The following is a 19,976-nucleotide window of genomic DNA, read 5'->3' as shown; positions in this document are numbered from 1 at the left end:
GTGCTATCTGCGCGGCTGGGCGTCCAGCACCTGCTGGAGCGCCTCGAACTCCTCGACGCACTTGCCGGAGCCGAGCGCCACCGAGTCCAGCGGGTCCTCGGCGATGTGGATCGGCATACCGGTCTCCCGGCGCAACCGCTCGTCGAGGCCGCGCAGCAGGGCGCCGCCGCCGGTGAGGACGATGCCCCGGTCCATCACGTCGCCGGACAGCTCCGGCGGGCACTTGTCGAGGGTCGTCTTCACCGCGTCGACGATCGCGTTCACCGGCTCCTCGATGGCCTTGCGGACCTCGGCGGCCGAGATGACGACCGTCTTGGGCAGCCCGGAGACCAGGTCCCGGCCGCGGATCTCGGTGTGCTCGTCGGTGTCGAGGTCGTACGCCGAACCGATGGTGATCTTGATCTGTTCGGCGGTCCGCTCACCGAGGAGGAGGCTGTACTCCTTCTTGATGTGCTGGATGATCGCATTGTCCAGCTCGTCGCCGGCCACCCGGATGGACTGTGCCGTGACGATTCCGCCGAGCGAGATGACGGCGACCTCGGTGGTACCGCCACCGATGTCGACGACCATGTTGCCGGTGGCCTCGTGGACCGGGAGGCCGGAGCCGATGGCGGCGGCCATGGGCTCCTCGATGATGTGCACCTGGCGGGCACCCGCCTGAGTGGACGCCTCGATGACCGCGCGGCGCTCGACGCCGGTGATGCCGGACGGCACACAGACGACGACCCGCGGGCGGGCGAGGTAGCGGCGCTTGTGGATCTTGAGGATGAAGTAGCGGAGCATCCGCTCCGTGATCTCGAAGTCGGCGATCACGCCGTCCTTCAGCGGCCGGACGGCCACGATGTTGCCGGGAGTCCGGCCGATCATCTTCTTCGCTTCGGCGCCGACCGCCAGGATGCCGCCGGTGTTGGTGTTGATCGCGACGACGGACGGCTCGTTGAGGACGATGCCGCGACCCCTCACGTACACCAGCGTGTTGGCGGTCCCGAGGTCGACAGCCATGTCACGGCCGATGAACGACATTGAGTTCCCCTTGTTTCCCATGAGGATGCGTCGGGCCTTCCCAATTAGAGCGTTGACGGCTTCTCAGGTCGGCGAGGTGGGTGGTGTGGCGAGGAGATTCACATCGTAGTCCCGCCTGCGCGGACACGGCGCGGTGGCCCGCCTCTGTATGAGTGATGACGAAGTGTCGGAGCGATGCGTTCCCGCTCATGGCGTTCATATGCCGAAGGGCGACCGAAATTCCATCGGTCGCCCCAGGTCATGAGCGCTGTATGGCTGACAGCCGGTCAGGAAATGCCGGGGAAGAAAATCTTCAGTTCCCGAATGGCGGACTCTTCGGAGTCCGAGGCGTGGATCAGGTTCTCCCGGACGATGGTGCCGAAATCACCACGGATGGACCCAGGCGCTGCGGCGATCGGGTCGGTCGGTCCCGCCAGCTGGCGTACACCCTCGATGACCCGCTCACCCTCGACCACCAGCGCGACGACCGGCCCGGACGACATGAACGCGACCAGCGGCTCGTAGAACGGCTTGCCCTTGTGCTCGCCGTAGTGCTGCTCCAGCGTGTCCTGGTCCAGGTGGCGCAGCTCCAGCGCGGTGATGGCCCAGCCGGCCTTGCGCTCGATACGACCGATGATCTCGCCGATCAGGCCACGGCGTACGGCGTCGGGCTTGAGAAGGACGAGCGTGCGCTGGCTCATGTGTAACGGCTCCTTGCAGGCATACGTGTGCGGTGAGCTGAGGCTACAGGGGCCATACGCCGGTACGGCACCGGGTCCCGCGTTCCCCGGTGCGGTGCACCCGCGCGGGGCGAGCCCGTGCCGGGCGAGCCCGTCGGGGGCGGCCCCGCGCCCCGGAACGCCCGTGCAGCCCGTGCCGGGGTGCCCCGGGGGTGGGCCCGGCGCGGGGGCGTGCCGTTGGGGTCCGCTCCGGGGGTCGTGTCCTGGGCTCTCCTTCGCAAGCTCAGTCGTTTTACGCCCAGAACACGACCCACTGCGCGTCCCCCCTCCGGGGCCAGCCCGCGCCCGCTGGGGAGGCGCCCCCCAGGGCGCGAACGCCAGCCGGTGCCCACGAACGGTCGTCGGCCCGCGCGGCGCGAAGCTGCCGTGCCCCGGGGGCGTGGGGGCGCCAGCCCCCACGTATAACCCCCCTCCCGCGCCAGGGGGCCCGGGGCGGAGCCCCGGTTTCGGGAAGGGGCGGGGTGGGGGACACAACACCGGCACCAGCCACCCACGCGGCGCGAAGCCGCCGCGCCCCGGTGGGCGTGGGGGCGTCAGCCCCCGCCTACCCCCACCGGGGGTCCGGGGGCACAGCCACCGGTTACTGCGGCTGGGCCGCCCATTCGGCCTTGGCTTCGTCGATCTTGCGGCCGAAGTGGACCGACGCCCACCACAGCCCCGCGAACACCGCGCCCAGGAAGAACATCACCGGCACGATGAAGCCGCTCACGATCAGCGCCACCTGCAGCGCCCAGCCGAGCTGTATCCCACCCGGTCGGGTGATCATGCCGCAGAGCAGCACGCTCAGGGCCATGAGGACACCGCACACCGTCCAGACCGTGCCCATCGTCAGGCTGTCGTCCTTCATGGCCACCAGCCCGGCGAAGCCGATCACGAAGAACTCGCCGATCAGCGTGGACGCGCAGAGCGTACGCATCAGAAACCTCAGCCCTTCCCCAGCAGCAGCCGGGCCTCGCCGACCGTGATCACCGAACCCGTCACGAGGACGCCCGCGCCCGCGAACTCGTCCTCCTCCTCCGCCAGCGTGATCGCCGCCTCCAGCGCGTCGTCCAGGCGCGGCTCGACCACCACCCGGTCGTCGCCGAAGACCTCGACGGCGATCGCCGCCAGCTCGTCCGCGTCCATCGCGCGGTGGCTGGAGTTACGCGTGACGACGACCTCCGCGAAGATCGGCTCGAACGCCTCCAGCAGGCCCCGGACGTCCTTGTCGCCGCTCGTGCCGACGACCCCGACCAGCCGTGAGAAGCCGAACGCCTCGCTGATGGCCTCGGCCGCGGCACGCGCGCCCGCCGGGTTGTGCGCCGCGTCCAGCACCACGGTCGGGCTGCGCCGCACCACCTCCAGGCGGCCCGGCGAGACCACCGAGGCGAACGCCTGGCGGATCCGGTCCACGTCCAGCGTGCGGGCCTCCTGGGCACCCACGCCGAAGAACGCCTCCACCGCCGCCAGCGCCACCGCCGCGTTGTGCGCCTGGTGCGCGCCGTACAGCGGCAGGAAGATCTCCTCGTACTCGCCGCCCAGCCCGCGCAGCGTCAGCAGCTGCCCGCCCACCGCGACCTCGCGTGAGACGACGCCGAACTCCATCCCCTCGCGGGCCACCGTCGCGTCGGCCTCGACGGCCTTCTTCAGCATCACCTGCGCCGCGTCCACCGGCTGCTGCGCCAGGATGACGGTGGCGCCCTGCTTGATGATCCCGGCCTTCTCACCGGCGATCTCGCCGGGCGTCGTGCCGAGGCGGTCCGTGTGGTCCAGGTCGATGGGGGTGACGACGGCGACGTCGCCGTCGATCACGTTCGTCGCGTCCCAGCTGCCGCCCATGCCGACCTCGACGACCGCCACGTCGACGGGCGCGTCGGCGAACGCCGCGTACGCCATACCGGTGAGGACCTCGAAGAAGGACAGCCGGTACTCCTGGGAGGTGTCGACCATCTCCACGTACGGCTTGATGTCCTGGTACGTCTCGATGAACCGCTCGGCGCTGATCGGCGCGCCGTCCAGGCTGATCCGCTCGGTGATCGACTGCACGTGCGGCGAGGTGTACCGCCCGGTGCGCAGGTCGAACGCGCTCAGCAGCGCCTCGATCATCCGGGCCGTGGACGTCTTGCCGTTGGTGCCCGTGATGTGGATCGAGGGGTACGCGCGCTGCGGCTCTCCCAGCACGTCCATCAGCGCCGCGATCCGCGTCACCGACGGCTCCAGCTTGGTCTCGCCCCAGCGGGTGGCGAGCTCCTGCTCCACCTCCCGCAGCGCCTTGTCCACCTCCGGGTCGGCGGGCCGCGCGGGCACGGCCTCGGTGGCCGGGGGCGGGCCGGCCTGCGCACGCAACGTACGGCTGCCGGCCTCGATCACCGCCAGGTCGGGGTCTCGGTCGGTCTCGGCTTCCACGATCTCGTCGAAGTCGTCGCTGTCGCTGGACGGGGGCTGCTCACTCACAGGGCCAGTCTACGGAGCACCACCGACAGCGGCCGGACCGGTGCCGTACGGCGGGGGTGCGGGGCACGCGCCCCACGCCCCCGCCGTACGGCTCACGCCTCGGGGAGGTTCGCCAGCTGGTTCTCGATACGGGCGATGTCCTCGTCCGCCTTCGCCAGGCGCTTACGGATCTTCTCGACGACCTGGTCCGGCGCCTTGGCGAGGAACGCCTCGTTGCCGAGCTTGGCGTGGGCCTGCTGGCGCTCCTTCTCGGCGGCGGCCAGGTCCTTCGCGAGGCGCTTGCGCTCCGCCGCCACGTCGATGGTGCCCGACAGGTCGAGCGCGACCGTGGCGCCCGCGACCGGCAGGGAGGCGGTGGCGTGGAAGCCCTCGCCCTCCGGCTGGAGGCGCAGCAGCTGGCGGATGGCCGCCTCGTGCGGCGCCAGCGCCGTACCGTCCAGGTCCAGGCGGGCCGGGACCTTCTGGCCGGGCTGGAGGCCCTGGTCGGAGCGGAAGCGGCGGACCTCGGTGACGACCCGCTGGACCAGCTCGATTTCGCGCTCGGCGGCCTCGTCACGGAAGCCGCTGTCCTTGGGCCAGTCGGCGACGACGAGGGACTCCCCGCCCGTGAGCGAGGTCCACAGCGTCTCGGTGACGAACGGGACCACCGGGTGCAGCAGCCGCAGCGTCACGTCCAGGACCTCGCCCAGGACGCGGGCTGAGACCTCGGCGGGCTCGCCGCCGCCGAAGAACGTGGTCTTCGACAGCTCGACGTACCAGTCGAAGACCTCGTCCCACGCGAAGTGGTAGAGCGTGTCCGAGAGCTTCGCGAACTCGAAGTCGTCGTAGTACGCGTCGACTTCGGCGACCGTGGCGTTGAGGCGCGACAGGATCCACCGGTCCGTGGCGGACATCTGGGACGGCTCGGGCAACGGGCCGTCCACCGTCGCGCCGTTCATCAGCGCGAAGCGGGTGGCGTTCCAGATCTTGTTGGCGAAGTTGCGGGACGCCTGGACCCAGTCCTCGCCGATCGGGACGTCGGTGCCGGGGTTGGCGCCGCGGGCGAGGGTGAAGCGGACGGCGTCGGAGCCGTACGCGTCCATCCAGTCCAGCGGGTCGACGACGTTGCCGAAGGACTTCGACATCTTCTTGCCGCGCTCGTCACGGACCAGGCCGGTCAGGGCGATGGTCTTGAACGGGACTTCGCCGTCCATCGCGTACAGGCCGAACATCATCATCCGGGCGACCCAGAAGAAGATGATGTCGTGGCCGGTGAGGAGGACGTCGGTGGAGTAGAACTTCTCCAGGTCCGGCGTCCGCTCCGGCCAGCCCAGCGTGGAGAACGGCCACAGGCCGGAGGAGAACCAGGTGTCCAGGACGTCGGTGTCCTGCGTCCAGCCCTCGCCGGTGGGTGCCTCGTCGTCCGGTCCGACGCAGACGACCTCGCCGTGCGGCCCGTACCAGACGGGGATGCGGTGGCCCCACCACAGCTGGCGCGAGATGCACCAGTCGTGCATGTTGTCGACCCAGTCGAAGTACCGCTTCGACATGTCCTCCGGGTGGATCTTCACCCGGCCGTCGCGGACCGCGTCACCGGCGGCCTGGGCGAGCGGGCCGACCTTGACCCACCACTGCATCGACAGGCGCGGCTCGATGGTGGTCTTGCAGCGCGAGCAGTGGCCGACGGAGTGGACGTACGGCCGCTTCTCGGCGACGATCCGGCCCTGCGAACGCAGCGCGCCGACGACGGCGCTGCGCGCCTCGAACCGGTCCAGGCCCTGGAAGGGGCCGTGGACGGTGATGACGCCGCGCTCGTCCATGATGGTCAGGGACTCCAGGCCGTGGCGCTGGCCGATCGCGAAGTCGTTCGGGTCGTGCGCGGGCGTCACCTTGACCGCGCCGGTGCCGAACTCGGGGTCGACGTGCGTGTCGGCGACGACGGGGATCCTACGGTCGGTCAGCGGCAGCTTGATGCGCTTGCCGACGAGGTGCTTGTACCGCTCGTCGTCCGGGTGGACGGCGACCGCGGTGTCACCGAGCATCGTCTCGGCGCGGGTCGTCGCGACGACGAGGGTCTCGTCGCCCTCGCCGTACTGGATGGAGACGAGCTCGCCGTCGTCCTCCTGGTACTCCACCTCGATGTCCGAGATGGCGGTCAGGCAGCGCGGGCACCAGTTGATGATGCGCTCGGCGCGGTAGATCAGCTCGTCGTCGTAGAGCTTCTTGAAGATGGTCTGGACGGCCTTGGACAGGCCCTCGTCCATGGTGAACCGCTCACGCGACCAGTCGACGCCGTCGCCCAGGCGGCGCATCTGGCCGAGGATCTTGCCGCCGTACTCCTCCTTCCACTGCCAGACGCGCTCGACGAACTCCTCGCGGCCCAGGTCGTGGCGGGATTTGCCCTCCTCGGCGAGCTGCTGCTCGACCTTGTTCTGGGTGGCGATGCCGGCGTGGTCCATGCCGGGCAGCCACAGCGACTCGTAGCCCTGCATCCGCTTGCGGCGGGTGAGGGCGTCCATGAGCGTGTGCTGGAAGGCGTGGCCCAGGTGGAGGCTGCCGGTGACGTTCGGCGGCGGGATGACGATGGTGTACGGAGGCTTCTCGCTCTTCGCGTCGGCCGTGAAGTAACCGCGCTCTACCCAGCGCTCGTACAGCTTCCCCTCTACCTCGGCCGGCGCGTACTGGGTCGGCAGTTCGGGGACGGATGCTGGCTGCTGCTGAGTGTTCTCGGTCACGGGCCCAGTTTAGAGGTGTCACAGGCCCGTACTGAAACGGGATTGTTCGGTAACGGTTGTGCCCCCCGCCGTCCCGCGCGGCATGGGTTTCGGCCAGGATGTGAGGAACGCATAAGCATTCGGATGGGGGAACCCCTTAATGAGTTACAACCAGCCGGGCCCGTACGGCGGACAGCCCCAGCAGCCCGGACCGTACGGTCAGCCGGGCCCTTACGGCCAGCAACCGCAGGCGCCCCAGCCCGGCTACGGCTACCCCCAGCAGGCCCCGCCCCCGCAGGGCGTGCCGCAGCAGGGTTACGGCTACCCGCAGCAGCCCGGCCCCTACGGCCAGCCCCCGCAGCAGCCCCCCTACGGCGCCGGCCCCGGCGCCTACCCCCCGCCCCCGCCGCCGGCCCCGAAGAAGAAGACGGGCTGGATCATCGGCGCGGTCGCGGTGGTCGCGGCGATCGGCGTGGGCGCGTACTTCGTGTTCGGGGGCGGCGCGGGCGCCGACATCGCGGACGACGGCCCGCACAAGCTGGTGACGCCGGAGACGGTGCTCGGCGAGTACAAGAAGGACCCGAACAACACGGGTGACGGTATGACCAAGGACGACCTCAAGGACGCTGAGAAGTGGGGCGTCAAGAACGCCAAGTCCGTCGGCGCCGCGTGGCAGGTCAAGAACGAAAGCAACCCGCTCGCGGGCAAGATGCTCAACTTCCAGGGCGTGTACGGAGAGATCGCGGACCCGGAGAAGGTCATCGACGCGATGTTCGCTTACATGCAGGAGGAGTCCAAGAAGGAAGCCGACGGACCGCAGATGGTCGGCAGCCCGAAGGCCTACGAGCCCGCCGAGCTGTCGGGCGCCGTCTTGAAGTGCCAGGAGGCAGTGGTCAAGGCCGAGGAGGGGTCCACCGACCCCGGGCCGAAGGAGATGCGCATGCAGATGTGCGTCTGGGGTGACCACAGCACGCTCGGCTGGACGTTGCCGATGAACATGTCGGACATCATGACCGGCAAGGCCACGTCGGCGGACGAGGCTGCGAGCCTCACCGCCAAGCTCCGCAAGGAAGTCCGCGTCAAGGCCTGACCCTGACAACACGGAAGGGTGCCGAGTAGGTTGCGGAAAGTGCTCGGCACCCTTCAGTCATGCCGTCGGCCCCACAGACCGCCATGGCTCATGTGGTACGGCACTGCGTCCTCTGCACCACTTCGGACGCTGCTAGGGCAAACAGGCAGCGGTCGCGTCTGTCGGCCTGACACCGATCCCGACAAGCTTCGCCTGGCAGATGACATGGCTACCAAATCTGGAGTAGCTGCACCCAGCCTTGATCTGGGGCCCGATCACGTAGCGGCCGGTGCTCCGCAAGTAGCTCTCGCAGGAAGCCGGGCTGGCCTGCGCAGGTGCGGCCGCCACCAGAGGGATAAAGCCCGCCGCCACGGTCACACACACGGCCATCGAGATTCGTTTCAATCTCACGCGTTTCTCTCTTTCGCCATATGACCTGGTCATTCCCTACCTGGACGCAAGTAGATCACCTGCGACATGGCTGTCCTAGAGAAGATCGTGAACATGGCTCGTTCCCTACTCACTGGCTCACCAACGCGGCCAGAAGAGCCGGGCGTCGGCTAGACCACGGTGACCACCAAAAAGGGGTGCCCCGGCCAACTCGATTGGCGAGGCACCCCTTTCGCGTGCGTATGCGCTACGCGGACTTCTCGTGGCGGCCGGGGTCCTTGACGACCCTGGGGACCAGCGTGGGGTTGACGTTGTTGTGGACGACGTCCTCGGTGATGACGACGCGGGCCACGTCCTTGCGGGAGGGGACCTCGTACATCACGGACATGAGGACCTCTTCCATGATGGCGCGCAGGCCGCGCGCGCCCGTACCGCGGAGGATGGCCTGGTCGGCGATGGCTTCCAGGGCGGGGCGGTCGAAGTCCAGTTCCACGCCGTCGAGTTCGAAGAGGCGCTGGTACTGCTTGACCAGCGCGTTGCGGGGCTCGACGAGGATCTTCAGCAGGGCCTCGCGGTCCAGGTTGTGGACCGAGGTGATGACCGGGAGGCGGCCGATGAACTCGGGGATCATCCCGAACTTCACCAGGTCCTCCGGCATGACCTCCTGGAACTGGTCGCTCGCCTCGATCTCCCGCTTCGAGCGGATCGTCGCGCCGAAGCCGATGCCCTTGGCGCCCGCCCGGGATTCGATGATCTTCTCCAGGCCGGCGAAGGCACCGCCCACGATGAACAGCACGTTCGTCGTGTCGATCTGGATGAACTCCTGGTGCGGGTGCTTGCGGCCGCCCTGCGGGGGGACCGAGGCGGTGGTGCCCTCGAGGATTTTGAGGAGGGCCTGCTGGACGCCCTCGCCCGACACATCCCGTGTGATCGACGGGTTTTCGCTCTTACGGGCGACCTTGTCGATCTCGTCGATGTAGATGATGCCCGTCTCGGCCTTCTTGACGTCGTAGTCGGCGGCCTGGATGAGCTTCAGCAGGATGTTCTCGACGTCCTCGCCCACATACCCGGCCTCCGTCAGCGCCGTCGCGTCGGCGATGGCGAAGGGGACGTTGAGCATCCGGGCCAGGGTCTGGGCCAGCAGCGTCTTACCTGAGCCCGTGGGGCCCAGCAACAGGATGTTGGACTTGGCGAGTTCGATCGCGTCGTCCCGGCCCGCACCGCCGCCGTTCTCGCCGGCCTGGACGCGCTTGTAGTGGTTGTACACCGCCACGGAGAGGGCCTTCTTGGCCGGCTCCTGGCCGACGACGTACCCCTCCAGGAACTCGTAGATCTCGCGCGGCTTGGGGAGTTCCTCCCAGCGGACCTCGCTCGTCTCCGCGAGCTCCTCTTCGATGATCTCGTTGCAGAGGTCGATGCACTCGTCGCAGATGTACACACCGGGGCCTGCGATGAGCTTCTTCACCTGCTTCTGGCTCTTTCCGCAGAACGAGCACTTGAGCAGGTCGCCGCCATCACCGATGCGTGCCACGAGGTGCTTCCCCTTCGCCTGGGAGCGGCTTGGTTCAGCCGGCTCCTGGTGCCTCATATCCGACGGTACCTTGCCGGGGCCCTCGTTCGGGCCCCCCTTGGCACGGTTCACACCGTGCCAAGGGAAGGTGGGGCCGTCAGGCTGCCGCCGCGGCGGTGCTCTTGCGGGTGGAGACGATCTGGTCCACCAGGCCGTACGCCAGGGCGTCCTCGGCCGTGAGGATCTTGTCGCGCTCGATGTCGTCGCGGATCTTCTCGATCGGCTGGGTGGAGTGCTTGGCCAGCATCTCCTCCAGCTGCGTACGCATACGCAGGATCTCGTTGGCCGCGATCTCCAGGTCGGAGAGCTGCTCGCGGCCCGTACCGCCGGACGGCTGGTGGATCAGCACGCGCGCGTTGGGCAGGGCCATCCGCTTGCCGGGGGTGCCGGCGGCCAGCAGCACGGCCGCGGCGGACGCCGCCTGGCCCATGCAGACCGTCTGGATGTCCGGCTTCACGAACTGCATCGTGTCGTAGATGGCGGTCAGCGCGGTGAAGGAGCCACCGGGGCTGTTGATGTAGATGGAGATGTCGCGGTCCGGGTCCATCGACTCCAGGCACAGCAGCTGCGCCATGACGTCGTTGGCGGAGGCGTCGTCGATCTGCACGCCGAGGAAGATCACGCGCTCCTCGAAGAGCTTCGCGTACGGGTCGTACTCGCGCACGCCCTGGGAGGTGCGCTCGACGAAGCGGGGGACGACGTACCGGTTGTCCACCTGCGGGCCGGTGTAGAGGCCGCTCGCGGAGAAGTTGCTCATGTGGGTGTTCACCATCCTGGTGGCGTTCGGCGGGCTGGGGGTGGGGGCGTACGGCGCGTCGGCTCAGGCGCCGGTGCCGCCACCGCCCGGAACGCCCGCGGCGGCAGACATGATGTCGTCGATCAGGCCGTACTCCTTGGCCTCCTCGGCGGTGAACCAGCGGTCGCGGTCACCGTCGCGGATGATCGTCTCGACGGTCTGGCCGGAGTGGCGCGCGGTGATCTCGGCCATGCGCTTCTTCGTGCGGAGAAGGTACTCGGCCTGGATCTTGATGTCCGATGCGGTACCGCCGATGCCGGCGGAGCCCTGGTGCATCAGGATGTCGGTGTTCGGCAGCGCGAAGCGCTTGCCGGCGCTGCCGCCGGTGAGCAGGAACTGGCCCATGGAGGCCGCCATGCCCATACCGATGGTGACGACGTCGTTCGGGATGTACTGCATGGTGTCGTAGATCGCCATGCCGGCCGTCACCGAGCCGCCCGGGCTGTTGATGTAGAGGTAGATGTCCTTGTCCGGGTCGGCGGCAAGGAGCAGCATCTGCGAAGTGATCTTGTTCGCGATCTCGTCGTCGACCTGCTGGCCGAGGAAGATGATCCGCTCGCCGAGCAGCCGGTTGTAGACATGGTCGCCGAGGCCACCACCGATGGACGGCTCACCCGCGGCGTAAGGCATCAGATTCGTCACGTATCCACCTGCTCGTCTCTGACGGCTCCGGCCGTCTCAGCGTGTTGCGTACTGGGGGCGGGTAATGGCCTGCCCTCGTATTCATGGACCCTAACGCGCAGGTCGGACAACGCCATCCCGGTTCCCGAACTGTTCGCTGGGAGCGCAAGGTAGTTGGGCCGACAAGGGCAGGGCGGGGCCGGGCCGGGCCCGCTCCGGGCCCGTACGGCGACGGGCCCGACCGCACGGGGGTGCGGATCGGGCCCGTCGGACCGTTCATGCCGGGGTCGGGGCCGGGGCTCAGGCCTCGGTCTTGCCCTCGCCCTTGTCCTCGGACTCCTCGGCGGAGGCCTCGACCTTCTCGGCGGTCTCGTCGGCCTCGTCCTCGTCGTCCAGCTCGACCGGCTCACCGTTGGTGTCGACGACCTTGGCGGCCTCGACGACGACCGCGAGGGCCTTGCCGCGGGCGACCTCGCCGACGAGCATCGGCACCTGGCCGCCCTCGACGACGGCCTTGGCGAACTGGTCGGGGCTCATGCCGGAGGAGGCCGCGCGCCGCATGAGGTGCTCGGTGAGCTCCTCCTGGTTGACGTTGAGCTTCTCCTTGTTGACCAGCTCGTCCAGGATGAACTGGGTCTTGATGCCCTTGACCGCCTGCTCGCGGGTCTCGGCCTCGAACTCCTCGAGGGTCTTGCCCTGGAGCTCCAGGTACTTCTCGATGGACAGACCCATCTGGCCGAGCTGGTGGTGCTCGAGGTTGTGCTTGCGGGTGTTGACCTCGTCCTCGAGGAGCTTCTCGGGGATCGGCACCTCGGCCAGCTTCAGCAGCTCGTCCAGGACGCGCTCCTGGGCCTGGGTGGCCTGGTCGTACTGCTTCATGTTCTCGAGGCGCTTGCGGCTGTCGGCCTTCAGCTCCTCGAGGGTGTCGAACTCGGACGCCATCTGGGCGAAGTCGTCGTCGAGCTCGGGCAGCTCACGGGCGGCGACCTGGGTGACCTTGACGGTGACCTCGGCCTCCTTGCCCTCGGCGGAGCCGCCCTTCAGCTCCGAGGTGAAGGTGGCCTCGCCGCCGGCCTCCAGGCCGGTCACGGCCTCGTCGATGCCGTCGAGGAGCTCACCGGAGCCGATCGTGTACTGCACGCCACTGGCGACACCGTCCGGGAGGACCTCGCCGTCGACCTTGGCCTCCAGGTCGATCGTGACGACGTCGCCCTCGGCGGCGGCGCGCTCGACCGGGTTGGTGGAGGCGAAGCGCTCCCGCAGCTGCTCCACGGACTTCTCGACGTCCTCGTCGGTGACCTCGACGGCGTCGACGGTGACCTCGATGCCGGAGTAGTCCGGGATCTCGATGGTCGGGCGGATGTCGACCTCGGCGGTGAAGGCCAGCAGCTCGCCGTCCTTCAGCTCGGTGATGTCGACCTCGGGCTGGCCCAGCGGGTTGACGTCGGCCTCGTTGACGGCCTCGGTGTAGAACTTCGGGAGGGCGTCGTTGACGGCCTCCTCCAGCACCGCACCACGGCCGAACCGCTGGTCGATGACACGAGCCGGGATCTTGCCCTTGCGGAAGCCCTTGACCGTGACCTGCTGGTTGATCTTCTTGTACGCCGCGTCGAGGCTGTCCTTGAGCTCCTCGAAGGGCACCTCGACAGTGAGCCGAACCCGGGTCGGGTTCAGGGTCTCCACGGCGCTCTTCACGGTTCGGTCTCCTTGGTGGCTGATTCTTGGATTCTGCCGGTGCCGCTTGCAGGCGGTTCCGGCCGATTCGGCCCGGTCAGAGAGACACACGGGCACGCAGCTTGCATAGTAACCGCAAGCGGGATGAGGCCCACAATGTGATCTTGGTTGCGCACGTGATCCGGCGCTTGTGGTGTGGTCGGGGTGGCGGGATTTGAACCCACGGCCTTCCGCTCCCAAAGCGGACGCGCTACCAAGCTGCGCCACACCCCGTCGGTGCGACACGTAGGGTACATGCCCCACGGCGGTGCGTCGGCACGTTTAAGGGGTGTGCGACGACCGGGCGCGACCCGCTACGATGACGATGCGTTCGTGCCGCGGTCCTGTGACCCGCGGTGCGTTGCTTGCGGGCGTAGCTCAATGGTAGAGCCCTAGTCTTCCAAACTAGCTACGCGGGTTCGATTCCCGTCGCCCGCTCCATCCGGCCACGGCCCGGTGGGAGGCTCGGTGAGCTTCCCCCGGGCCGTTGTCGCGTTCTCAGCCCATCCGCGCCTGTCGGCAAAGGATCAGAAACTGATCTGGTTGATGGTGGCCGCGATCGAGTCGAGGAAGCGCTGTATCGACGGCGCCATGCCGGACGAGGCGAGGAAGAAGCCGAAGAGGACGGCGACTATCGCGGGGCCCGCTTTGAGGGAGCCGCCGCGGATCAACACCACGAGGATGATCGCCAACAGCAGCACCACAGACAGTGAAATGGCCACAACTGATCACACACCCTCGGTCGGTCCGCCTTGCCGGCCCCGGGGTGCGCGGCCCGGCGCCCCCCGTTCGCTCCATCGTGCCACCAACATCCCCACGTGTGAGGGCCGCTGACACATCGTTCACACAAGCACGCGCCGCGGCGATGACCGGCCGGGGCGGCGGACGGAAAAGCAGACTACGAATTCAATGCGATCGTTTCGCGTCACACACAGAGTGGTCACAGGAAATTCGCAGCGTGTCCGGTGAGTAATTCTCCGTCAAAGACAGCGTGGCGATATGCCCCATTTAAGGGGGATTAATTGGGGCATAGGTGGCGGTTGCGGGTGGTGTCAGATACGAATACGGGGGCCGCACAGCGGGTTTTACGAATTGCCGGAGGCGTCGCTAGGGTGCCTCAAATGTTCCAGGCTCCGCATGGAAATCAGCAGGCCCTGCTCCCGCCGGTCCGGGAGCCCGAGACCACCACGAGCACCCGCGAGCGCGGGACGGACAGACCCGGCCGGGACGCGTTCTTCGACAACGCCAAGTACCTGGCGATCGTGCTCGTGGCCGTGGCGCACGCGTGGGAGCCGGTCATGGACGGCAGCCGGGCGACGCGGGCGCTCTACATGTTCGTCTACACCTTCCACATGCCGGCGTTCATCGTGATCTCCGGCTACTTCTCGCGGAGCTTCACCGGACGGCCCGACCAGCTGAAGCGCCTGGTCACCGGTCTCGTCGTGCCGTACCTGGTCTTCGAGGTGGCGTACTCGCTCTACCGGCGCTGGTACGGCGGCACCCCGGACCAGGCCATCAGCCTGACCGACCCGATCTACCTCACCTGGTTCCTCATCGCGCTGTTCGTCTGGCGGCTGTCCACGCCCCTGTGGCGCACCATCCGCCACCCGCTGCCCGTCGCCCTGGTCATCGCCGCGCTCGGCTCGCTCACCCCCGGCATCGGCCAGGACCTGGACCTCCAGCGGGTGCTGCAGTTCCTGCCGTTCTTCGTCCTGGGCCTGTCGCTGAAGCCCGAGCACTTCCAGCTCCTGAGGCGCCGGGCGGCACGGCTGCTCGCCGTACCGGTCGCGCTGGGCGCGCTGGCGTTCACGTACTGGATCGCGCCGGACATCCGGATGAGCTGGTTCTACCGCTCCACCAGCGCCGAGGAGCTGGACGCGCCCTGGTGGGCGGGGCCGGTCATGACGGTCTCGCTGTTCGGCTGCGCCCTGGTGCTCACCGCGGCGTTCCTCGCCTGGGTGCCGCGCCGGCGGACCTGGTTCACCGTCCTCGGGGCGGGCACCATCTGCGGCTACCTGCTGCACGGGTTCCTGGTGAAGGGCATGGAGTACTGGGCGCTCGTCCCGGCGTACGACCTCGACACGCCCCTCGGGCGGGTCGTCGTCACGGTGGTGTTCGCCGCCGCGGTGACCGCGATGTGCACCCCGCCGGTGCGGCGGGCGCTGCGGTGGGTGACCGAGCCGAAGATGGAGTGGGCGTTCCGGCGGGACCCCGCCGAACTCACGCGTCGCTGAGGCCCAGCAGGGCGCGGGTCCTCGCGTACTTGGCCGTCAGCCGGGCCCGGGTCGCCTCGTTCAGGACGGCGAGGCGGTCCGGGTCGGCGTTGTGCGCCAGGTCGGCCTCCTTGACGAGGCGGGCGCCCGGCACGGCCAGGACGCGGGCGGTGTACGCCTCCAGGTCCTCGCCCGGCCGCTTGGTGAGCGCCAGCACCATGTCCTTGACCGCCTGCGGCAGCGCCGCGCCCCGGAGCCACTCCTCGGACAGCCGGTCGTCCTCCACGGCGTCGTGCAGCCACGCCGCGGCGACCTGCTCGTCGCTGCCGCCCCGGGCCCGTACCCCGTCCGCGACCGCCTGGAGGTGCTCGGCGTAGGGGCGGCCCGCCTTGTCGGTCTGGCCCGCGTGGGCCTCGCGGGCGATCGCCTCGGTCTCGGCGAGAGTCAACAAGAGCTACCCCTTACGCGTCACGGGTGATGAGCAGCAGCGCCCGGTCGTCGTTGACGTCCTTCGCGCACGCCTCGATCAGGTGCCAGGCCGCGCCCTCGAAGCCGGTGGAGACATAGCGGTCGGCCTCGCCGGTGAGCCGGTCGATACCCTCGGCGATGTCCCGGTCCGCCGCCTCGACCAGGCCGTCGGTGAACAGCATCAGGACGTCACCGGGCCGCAGCGAGCCCTTGACCGGGTGGAACTCGGCACGGTCGTACACACCCAGCAGCGGGCCCTCGCCGGACTTCTCCTCCCACCGGCCGCTGCCCGCGTGCAGCTGGAGCGCCGGGAGGTGGCCCGCCGACAGCAGCTCGTAGTCGCCCGATTCGAGGTCGAGGACCAGGTGGATGGAGGTCGCGAAGCCCTCGTCCCAGTCCTGGCGCAGCAGGTAGCCGTTGGCGGCCGGCAGGAAGCCGTGCGGCGGCAGCGAGCCGAGCAGCCCGCCGAAGGCGCCGGACAGCAGCAGGGCGCGGGATCCCGCGTCCATGCCCTTGCCGGACACGTCGGTCAGGACGACCTCCAGGGTGCGGCCGCCGTTGGTGCGGGCCGCGACGACGAAGTCGCCCGAGAAGGACTGACCGCCCGCCGGGCGCAGCGCCATCTCGTGGTGCCAGCCCTTGGGCAGCCCGGGCAGGGCGCTCTGCACCCGGATGCGTTCGCGCAGGTCGAACAGCATGGTGCCGCCGCGCCGCCACGGCACGCCCACCCGCGCCCGGAACTGGGCTATCAGCAGCCCGAACAGCCCGCACGCGGCCACCACCAGGACGGTGCCGGGCGTGACGCGGGCCGCGCCCTCGGTGTACGGGCCGAGGATGGCGGACTCGACGATCAGGGCGCCGGCGGCCGCCGCGTACAGGCCGAGCAGGCTGGCCGGGCGCAGCAGCAGGCCGCCCGCCACGATGGGCAGGACGAGCGCGGCGGGCGCGGCCCACACGGGGGTGGCGACGGTGAGGAGCGTGATCGCCGGGATGGTGAGCAGCAGGCCCACCAGGGCGATCCAGTCGGAGCCGTCGCCGCGGAAGTAGTCGACGCCGGATTTGCGCAGGCCGACTTTGACCCGGCGTGCGTTCTTCCGCATCCGGGCCAGGTACGCGTCCATTCGTGCGCTGCGGGCCATTGGCCTGGACCCTATCCACCCGGTGGGGCCCCGTGCAGGGGGACCCCTGTGACATTGCGTTCGGAATTGGGTCGCCGCGGTGGCTCGTGCCTGATACGCATGGCATATGACGACAGACTTACGGGTGCTCCGGTCGGCCGAATGGGACCACTGGTACGGGCAGTTGGAGCTGGCTTTCGGCGGCGTGGCGGAGGCCCCGCAGGAGCGGGAGCTGTGGGACGCCCTCACCGAGCGTGAGCGCTCGATCGGCGTCTGGGACGGGGACGTGTGCGTCGGTACGGCCGGGGCGTTCTCGTTCCGGCTGTCCGTGCCGGGCGGCGCTGTGGTGCCGGCGGCGGGCGTGACGATGGTGAGCGTGGCGTCGACGCACCGGCGGCGCGGGATCCTCACGTCGATGATGCGGCGCCAGCTCGACGACGTATTCGCGTGGGGTGAGCCGCTGGCCGTGCTGACGGCGTCGGAACCGGCCATTTACGGGCGGTTCGGTTACGGCATCGCCACCAGGCAGCTGCGCGCGGAGATCGATACGTCCCGGGTGCGGCTGTCCGTACCGGAGGGGACGGATGACGTAGCGCTGCGGCTCGTGGCGCCCGCGGAGGCGAGCGCCGCGTGCGAGGCGGTGTACGCGCGGCTGGTCCCCGGCCGGCCGGGGATGCTGGCCCGCCGGCCGGGCTGGGAGCGGCTGCCGCTGCTGGACCCTCCGGAGGAGCGGGGCGGCGGGTCGCCGCTCCAGTGCGTGCTGGCCGAGCGGGACGGCGAGACCGTGGGTTTCGCGCTGTACAGCACCAAGCCGGAGTGGGAGGCGGCGGGCCCGAAGGGCACGGTGCGGCTGCGGCACATGGGGGCGCTGGACCCGGCGGCGTACGCGGCGGTGTGGCGGTTCCTGTTCGGGATCGACCTGATGTCGACGCTCCAGGTTCACAACCGTCCGGTGGACGACCCCTGGCAGCACCTGGTCTCCGACGTCCGGCGCTGCAACCTGCGCGTGCAGGACGGGCTGCACGTACGCCTCGTGGACCTGCCCGCGGCGCTGGAAGCTCGCACGTACCAGGCGCCGGTGGACGTGGTGTTGGCGGTGGACGACGCCTTCTGCCCGTGGAACACGGGGCGTTGGCGGCTGTCGGGCGACACCAAGGGCGCGACGTGCGCGCGTACGGAGGACCCGGCGGACCTCTCCTTGTCGGTACGGGAGCTGGGCGCGGCGTACCTGGGCGGGGTGTCACTGGCGTCGCTGGCCGGTGCGGGTCTGGTGCGGGAGGTGCGCCAGGGTGCCCTGGCCGAGGCCTCCCTGGCCTTCGGCTCACCGGTGGCGCCCTGGCTGCCTCACGGCTTCTGACAGGCGGGGCACCAGAAGAGGTTGCGGGCGGCGAGACCGGCGGTGCGGATCTCGCCGCCACAGATGTGGCAGGGCAGGTGGGCCCGGCGGTAGACGTACACCTCGCCGCCGTGGTCGTCCACCCGCGGCGGGCGGCCCATGGCCTCGGGGGTGTGCTCGGGGCGGACGGTGTCGATGCGGTTGTTGCGCACGCCCTCGCGCATCAGCGCGACGAGGTCGGCCCAGATGGCGTCCCACTGCGCCCGGGTGAGGTCCTTGCCCGCGCGGTAGGGGTCGATGCCGTGCCGGAAGAGGACCTCGGCACGGTAGACGTTGCCGACGCCCGCGATGACCTTCTGGTCCATGAGCAGGGCGGCGATGGTGGTGCGGCTCCTGGAGACCCGCCGCCACGCCCTGTCGGGGTCGTCGCCGTTTCGCAGCGGGTCGGGCCCCAGCCGCTCGTGTATCGCCCGCTTCTCCGGATCGGTGATCAGGGCGCAGGTGGTGGGCCCGCGGAGGTCGGCGTAGTGCGCGTGGTTGACCAGCCGCAGGCGTACGGTCTCCGTGGGCGGCGGCGCGGGGGTCGTACCGAAGCCGAGCTTGCCGAAGAGCCCGAGGTGGATGTGCACCCAGCCGCTGTCCGCGAACCCGAGGAACAGGTGCTTGCCGTGCGCGTCGACGGTGTGGAGGACCTGGCCGTCGAGGAGTGCGGCGCTGTCGGAGAACTTGCCCTGGGGGCTGGTCACGCGGACGGCGTGGCCGCCGAAGCGGGCGAGGTGCTCCTCGGCGAGGCGGTGGATCGTATGCCCTTCGGGCATGGCGTCGCTTCTCCTACAGTGTTCGTCGACGAACCGGCCTGCATCCGGCAGACGGCCGCGCCGGGGGCGCCCCCGAGAAGGGCACCGCCCCTTCGGGCACCGCCCCTTCGGGCACCGAGCAAGGGCACCGCCCCGTTCCGTTGTGCCCACCCGCTCCTCCCCCTAGGACTTCGTCCTGGGGGGACCCCCAGCGGAACGACTGCCCACAACGGGGAAGGGACAGCGAGCCCCCACGGGGCGACCGCCACAACCGGGAAGGGACAGCGAGCCCCCGGCGGGACGACCGCCCACAACCGGGAAGGGCAGGGGCCCGCCCCGCGGAGCGACCGCCCACAACGGAAGCGGGGCGGAGGCCCACAACGGGGCGCCGGCGGGGTGGACGTCCGCAACGGGGGCGCGCCTAGGCGGTCAGGGCTGCTGGGGGTGGTGGGGCGGGATCGGGGGGAGCTCGCCGGTGGTCTCGTACGCCGAGAGCATCTCGATGCGGCGGGTGTGACGCTCCTCACCCGAGTACGGGGTGTTGAGGAAGGTCTCCACGAACTTCGTGGACTCCTCCACGGAGTGCATCCGGCCGCCGATGGCGACGACGTTCGCGTTGTTGTGCTCGCGGCCGAGCGCGGCGGTCTGCTCGCTCCAGGCCAGCGCCGCCCGCACGCCCTTCACCTTGTTCGCGGCGATCTGCTCGCCGTTGCCGGAGCCGCCGATCACGATGCCCAGGCTGTCCGGGTCCGCGGCGGTCTTCTCGGCCGCGCGGAGGCAGAACGGCGGGTAGTCGTCCTGGGCGTCGTAGATGTGGGGGCCGCAGTCGACGGGCTCGTGGCCGTGGGCCTTGAGCCACTCGACGAGGTGGTTCTTGAGTTCGAAGCCGGCATGGTCGGAGCCGAGGTACACGCGCATGGGTCCGAGTGTGGCACGCACGGCACGGGGCAGCTGTCAGCGGGGCCCGCGTATCACGATCCGGAATCGGGTCTTTCGGCACGTCCGGGTCTCGTGTTT

General features: G+C 69.6%; 17 protein-coding genes and 2 tRNA genes. 4 read left to right on the top strand and 15 right to left on the bottom strand.

What is annotated here, in order from left to right:
• Positions 1-3: 3 nt before the first annotated feature.
• The 5 genes from BKD26_RS01775 to BKD26_RS01755 all read right to left on the bottom strand — a co-directional run bounded on the left by BKD26_RS01775 (position 4) and on the right by BKD26_RS01755 (position 6,889).
• Positions 4-1,023, bottom strand: coding sequence for a rod shape-determining protein (locus BKD26_RS01775; protein WP_073751217.1), 1,020 nt, complete (start codon positions 1,021-1,023; stop codon positions 4-6).
• Between the two features lie 266 nt (positions 1,024-1,289).
• Complete coding sequence (gene ndk / locus BKD26_RS01770) at positions 1,290-1,703, bottom strand: nucleoside-diphosphate kinase (protein ID WP_084894951.1); 414 nt, start codon at positions 1,701-1,703, stop codon at positions 1,290-1,292.
• 619 nt (positions 1,704-2,322) lie between these two features.
• Positions 2,323-2,658 (bottom strand): DUF4233 domain-containing protein, encoded by a 336-nt coding sequence (locus tag BKD26_RS01765; protein WP_084894949.1) that lies wholly within the window; start codon positions 2,656-2,658, stop codon positions 2,323-2,325.
• A gap of 8 nt (positions 2,659-2,666) precedes the next feature.
• Positions 2,667-4,175 (bottom strand): folylpolyglutamate synthase/dihydrofolate synthase family protein, encoded by a 1,509-nt coding sequence (locus BKD26_RS01760; RefSeq protein ID WP_084894948.1) that lies wholly within the window; start codon positions 4,173-4,175, stop codon positions 2,667-2,669.
• A gap of 92 nt (positions 4,176-4,267) precedes the next feature.
• The gene (locus BKD26_RS01755; protein ID WP_084894946.1) at positions 4,268-6,889 is read right to left on the bottom strand and encodes a valine--tRNA ligase; all 2,622 of its coding nucleotides are present in this window, start codon (positions 6,887-6,889) and stop codon (positions 4,268-4,270) included.
• Between the two features lie 139 nt (positions 6,890-7,028).
• Here BKD26_RS01755 and BKD26_RS01750 point away from each other — a divergent pair, with 139 nt between their 5' ends.
• Positions 7,029-7,958: a hypothetical protein gene (locus BKD26_RS01750; protein WP_084894944.1), complete on the top strand. Its 930-nt coding sequence runs from the start codon at positions 7,029-7,031 to the stop codon at positions 7,956-7,958.
• A 616-nt stretch (positions 7,959-8,574) separates the two neighbouring features.
• On the opposite strand, the gene clpX is transcribed toward BKD26_RS01750, so the two are convergent.
• The 5 genes from clpX to BKD26_RS01720 all read right to left on the bottom strand — a co-directional run bounded on the left by clpX (position 8,575) and on the right by BKD26_RS01720 (position 13,261).
• A complete protein-coding gene (gene clpX, locus BKD26_RS01740) occupies positions 8,575-9,858 on the bottom strand; it encodes an ATP-dependent Clp protease ATP-binding subunit ClpX (RefSeq protein WP_073751205.1) in 1,284 nt (427 codons plus the stop codon).
• A gap of 136 nt (positions 9,859-9,994) precedes the next feature.
• On the bottom strand, positions 9,995-10,669 hold the full coding sequence (locus BKD26_RS01735; RefSeq protein WP_031070475.1) for an ATP-dependent Clp protease proteolytic subunit: 675 nt from the start codon (positions 10,667-10,669) through the stop codon (positions 9,995-9,997).
• Positions 10,670-10,717: 48 nt separating this feature from the next.
• Positions 10,718-11,323 carry an ATP-dependent Clp protease proteolytic subunit gene (locus tag BKD26_RS01730; RefSeq protein ID WP_179166380.1) on the bottom strand — a complete coding sequence of 202 codons (606 nt, stop codon included), beginning with the start codon at positions 11,321-11,323 and terminating at the stop codon, positions 10,718-10,720.
• Positions 11,324-11,614: 291 nt separating this feature from the next.
• Positions 11,615-13,009, bottom strand: coding sequence for a trigger factor (gene tig, locus BKD26_RS01725; protein ID WP_179166368.1), 1,395 nt, complete (start codon positions 13,007-13,009; stop codon positions 11,615-11,617).
• Between the two features lie 175 nt (positions 13,010-13,184).
• Positions 13,185-13,261, bottom strand: a tRNA-Pro gene (locus BKD26_RS01720).
• A gap of 133 nt (positions 13,262-13,394) precedes the next feature.
• Between BKD26_RS01720 and BKD26_RS01715 the strand changes: the two genes are divergently transcribed.
• Positions 13,395-13,468, top strand: a tRNA-Gly gene (locus BKD26_RS01715).
• Positions 13,469-13,554: 86 nt separating this feature from the next.
• Here BKD26_RS01715 and BKD26_RS01710 read toward each other — a convergent pair.
• Complete coding sequence (locus BKD26_RS01710; RefSeq protein ID WP_073751199.1) at positions 13,555-13,749, bottom strand: hypothetical protein; 195 nt, start codon at positions 13,747-13,749, stop codon at positions 13,555-13,557.
• A gap of 399 nt (positions 13,750-14,148) precedes the next feature.
• Between BKD26_RS01710 and BKD26_RS01705 the strand changes: the two genes are divergently transcribed.
• Positions 14,149-15,261 carry an acyltransferase family protein gene (locus BKD26_RS01705; protein WP_084894938.1) on the top strand — a complete coding sequence of 371 codons (1,113 nt, stop codon included), beginning with the start codon at positions 14,149-14,151 and terminating at the stop codon, positions 15,259-15,261.
• On the opposite strand, the gene BKD26_RS01700 is transcribed toward BKD26_RS01705, so the two are convergent.
• Positions 15,248-15,688 carry an HD domain-containing protein gene (locus BKD26_RS01700; RefSeq protein ID WP_084894936.1) on the bottom strand — a complete coding sequence of 147 codons (441 nt, stop codon included), beginning with the start codon at positions 15,686-15,688 and terminating at the stop codon, positions 15,248-15,250. The genes BKD26_RS01705 and BKD26_RS01700 overlap by 14 nt on opposite strands.
• 13 nt (positions 15,689-15,701) lie before the next feature.
• Positions 15,702-16,847 (bottom strand): PP2C family protein-serine/threonine phosphatase, encoded by a 1,146-nt coding sequence (locus BKD26_RS01695; RefSeq protein ID WP_084894934.1) that lies wholly within the window; start codon positions 16,845-16,847, stop codon positions 15,702-15,704.
• Between the two features lie 106 nt (positions 16,848-16,953).
• On the opposite strand from BKD26_RS01695, the gene BKD26_RS01690 reads away from it, so the two are divergent.
• The gene (locus tag BKD26_RS01690; protein ID WP_084894932.1) at positions 16,954-18,183 is read left to right on the top strand and encodes a GNAT family N-acetyltransferase; all 1,230 of its coding nucleotides are present in this window, start codon (positions 16,954-16,956) and stop codon (positions 18,181-18,183) included.
• Here BKD26_RS01690 and BKD26_RS01685 read toward each other — a convergent pair.
• Together BKD26_RS01685 and BKD26_RS01680 are read right to left on the bottom strand one after the other, a co-directional pair.
• On the bottom strand, positions 18,171-18,980 hold the full coding sequence (locus BKD26_RS01685; protein WP_084894930.1) for a DNA-formamidopyrimidine glycosylase family protein: 810 nt from the start codon (positions 18,978-18,980) through the stop codon (positions 18,171-18,173). The genes BKD26_RS01690 and BKD26_RS01685 overlap by 13 nt on opposite strands.
• A 408-nt stretch (positions 18,981-19,388) precedes the next feature.
• Positions 19,389-19,877 (bottom strand): ribose-5-phosphate isomerase, encoded by a 489-nt coding sequence (locus BKD26_RS01680; RefSeq protein ID WP_084894928.1) that lies wholly within the window; start codon positions 19,875-19,877, stop codon positions 19,389-19,391.
• Positions 19,878-19,976: the final 99 nt, after the last annotated feature.

It is taken from the genome of Streptomyces sp. CB03238 (assembly GCF_002099185.1).
Lineage (GTDB): Bacteria > Actinomycetota > Actinomycetes > Streptomycetales > Streptomycetaceae > Streptomyces.
This window is presented reverse-complemented; position numbering and strand designations above follow the sequence as displayed.

Coding starts and splice junctions, on each gene's coding strand:
- BKD26_RS01705 (WP_084894938.1), top strand. CDS start 14,149: ATGTTCCAGGCTCCGCATGGAAATCAGCAGGCCCTGCTCCCGCCGGTC.
- BKD26_RS01775 (WP_073751217.1), bottom strand. CDS start 1,023: ATGTCGTTCATCGGCCGTGACATGGCTGTCGACCTCGGGACCGCCAAC.
- BKD26_RS01730 (WP_179166380.1), bottom strand. CDS start 11,323: ATGCCTTACGCCGCGGGTGAGCCGTCCATCGGTGGTGGCCTCGGCGAC.
- BKD26_RS01765 (WP_084894949.1), bottom strand. CDS start 2,658: ATGCGTACGCTCTGCGCGTCCACGCTGATCGGCGAGTTCTTCGTGATC.
- ndk (WP_084894951.1), bottom strand. CDS start 1,703: ATGAGCCAGCGCACGCTCGTCCTTCTCAAGCCCGACGCCGTACGCCGT.
- BKD26_RS01690 (WP_084894932.1), top strand. CDS start 16,954: ATGACGACAGACTTACGGGTGCTCCGGTCGGCCGAATGGGACCACTGG.
- BKD26_RS01680 (WP_084894928.1), bottom strand. CDS start 19,877: ATGCGCGTGTACCTCGGCTCCGACCATGCCGGCTTCGAACTCAAGAAC.
- BKD26_RS01695 (WP_084894934.1), bottom strand. CDS start 16,847: ATGGCCCGCAGCGCACGAATGGACGCGTACCTGGCCCGGATGCGGAAG.
- BKD26_RS01735 (WP_031070475.1), bottom strand. CDS start 10,669: ATGGTGAACACCCACATGAGCAACTTCTCCGCGAGCGGCCTCTACACC.
- BKD26_RS01750 (WP_084894944.1), top strand. CDS start 7,029: ATGAGTTACAACCAGCCGGGCCCGTACGGCGGACAGCCCCAGCAGCCC.
- BKD26_RS01685 (WP_084894930.1), bottom strand. CDS start 18,980: ATGCCCGAAGGGCATACGATCCACCGCCTCGCCGAGGAGCACCTCGCC.